The following is a 2130-nucleotide window of genomic DNA, read 5'->3' on the forward strand; positions in this document are numbered from 1 at the left end:
ACACTCGACGACGCCACAGCGCACTCGGCGGCCTCCCACCGATCAGCCGCCTGCCACCAACGTGATGGCCGGGTACACCTAGGCGCCGCTCGGGCATCGGGTCGGCCGGTGGCTGGGTCGCCCGCGCGGAGGCTCGTGCCGCGCGCTTCTTCGGTGTCGGCGGCGGTTGCCTGGCCATCAGGTTCGCCGACTCGACCTCGATCTCGAACGTACTCTGACCGGGCCCGGCACCGGAGCGCCAGAACCGGCGGCGCAGTGCCCCGATGATCTCGACGGTGTCACCCTGGTCGAGCACCCGCAGACTTCGTCGCTGCGCCGGCCCCCATGCGGTGCAGGTGACGGTGTCGACGCGGCGAGGGGCGGGGACGCCCGCCGGCAGGCGGGGACGCTCGACGACCAGGCGGGTGGTGACGATCTCGTCGCCACTGGGCAGCATGACCGCCTCGGGTTCGACGGACAACCGGCCGACGAGCCGGACCTCGTTGGCATGCTCGACCGGCTTCGTGCTCGCGCTCATGTGCGGCTCCTTCGGCTGAGGGGATCGGGACCTGCTCCCCATGGTGGGGCGGGGCCGAGGGGGCGTGCAGCCGCGGAATGCCGAAATGTGGACGAGTGGACGAAGTGGTCGGGGCTGTGGACAGCGGCGGGCCGGCGGGGTCGTCCGGCGGCCGTGTGCGCACCTCGGCGAGCGACACCGACAGTTGTGCGGCGGCCCTCAGCGCCGCCACGGCGGCCGACCCCCACGGTGACGCGGCGGCCGCCAGCGCCACCACCGCGGCGACGCGCCCGGCTGTGCGGCCCTCAGCGCCGCCACCGCGGCCGGCCACTTCAGCAGGCCGCGCCGTCGGGCAGCGTCGGGACGTATCGCGCACCCCTGGCGACAACCAGCCCGGCCATGAACGCGTGCTGGTCCAGACGATCTGGCCAGCGGTCTCCGCTCACGGTACGGACGATCCCCGGAGTGCGCCGCCACCTCCGTCGCTCACTCCGCGCTCGCGGGAGCCGATCAGGCGACAGTCCCTTCGAGCCTGTGGCACTCGCCCGTGCCGCAACGGGAAATCTCCCGGCCGGCGTCGCGGATCGTCACCCAGTCCGCGTCTTGGCAAGCCTGGTCGTTGCTCCCGCGTCCGATATGTCCGATGCTGCGCGACGGTGGGGCTTGCCAAGGCAGTCGGCAACGGCGCCCCCGCGAGGACGGCCGGAGAATCTCCGGTGGTGCCCTCCGAGCGTTGGATCCGCACAGGCTCCTTCATGCCCAGAGCATGGACGTTCATGGAATCGCGCGGTCTGGCCGACCGCGCGAGCGGTCGATCCTTGCCCAGCTCGGCCGAGCGGTCAGTCCCCGGCCAGCTCGGCCCGAGCCCCGTCAGTCCTCGCCGAGTTCGGCCGCGCGCTCGGCGGCGTCGGTCTCGTCGTCGATGTCGGCCTCGGCGGCTCGCAGGAACCACCGGCGTGCTTCCTTCTCGCGGCCGGCGGCCAGGAGCGCGTCGGCGTAGGCGTAGCGGAGGCGGGCGACCCACTCGGCGCGCGCGTTCGATCGCAGCTCTGGGACTTGCAGCGATACGGCGGCGGCCTCGTGATCGCCGAGGTCGCGGCGGGCGCCGGCCGCCACGATGAGCATCTCGACGCGGCCAGCGGTGTCGAGACCGGTGACGGCCGGATCGTGGGAGAGGTCGAGGGCGCGCCGCGGGCGTCCCAGCCCACGCTCGGCGTCGGCCATCATCGGCAGGTACTCCGCCGAGCCGGTCATCCGGCGAGCGGCCCTCAGCTCGGCGAGGGCGTCCGCGTACTTGCCGGCCATGTAGGCGGCGACCCCGGCGGCCTCACGGACGACGCCGATACGCCCGGCCTTCCGCCGCGCGGCCATCGCGTGCTCGTAGGCCAGCTGCGGGTCGTCCTCGAGCAGTCGCTGGGCCATCACCAGGTGCCGCGCCACCGCGGCCGACATCTGCCCGGACAGCGCGCTGAGCTCGGACCTGATCTCCTCGTCCAGCTCGCGGCCGGTCACGTCCTCGTCGACGACAGGATCGGGGACGCGGGGCGCACCGCTCGGTCCGGCGGCCGATCGCGACCGGTCGGCGCCGTCGGCGGGCCCGCGAGACGCGCCGCCGCGCGGACCACCGCCGCGGC

2 protein-coding genes are annotated in these 2130 nt (G+C 74.0%); both read right to left on the reverse strand.

Features of this window, described 5'->3' with window-relative positions; translation table 11 throughout:
* Positions 1 to 517: single-stranded DNA-binding protein (locus DY240_RS23100; protein ID WP_147375466.1), on the reverse strand; the 517-nt coding region annotated here is incomplete at its 3' end.
* An 849-nt stretch (positions 518 to 1366) separates the two neighbouring features.
* On the reverse strand, positions 1367 to 2130 hold a 764-nt coding region (locus tag DY240_RS32330), incomplete at its 5' end, for a hypothetical protein (RefSeq protein WP_233552843.1).

Origin of the sequence: Jiangella rhizosphaerae (assembly GCF_003579925.1) — a bacterium.
GTDB lineage: Bacteria > Actinomycetota > Actinomycetes > Jiangellales > Jiangellaceae > Jiangella > Jiangella rhizosphaerae.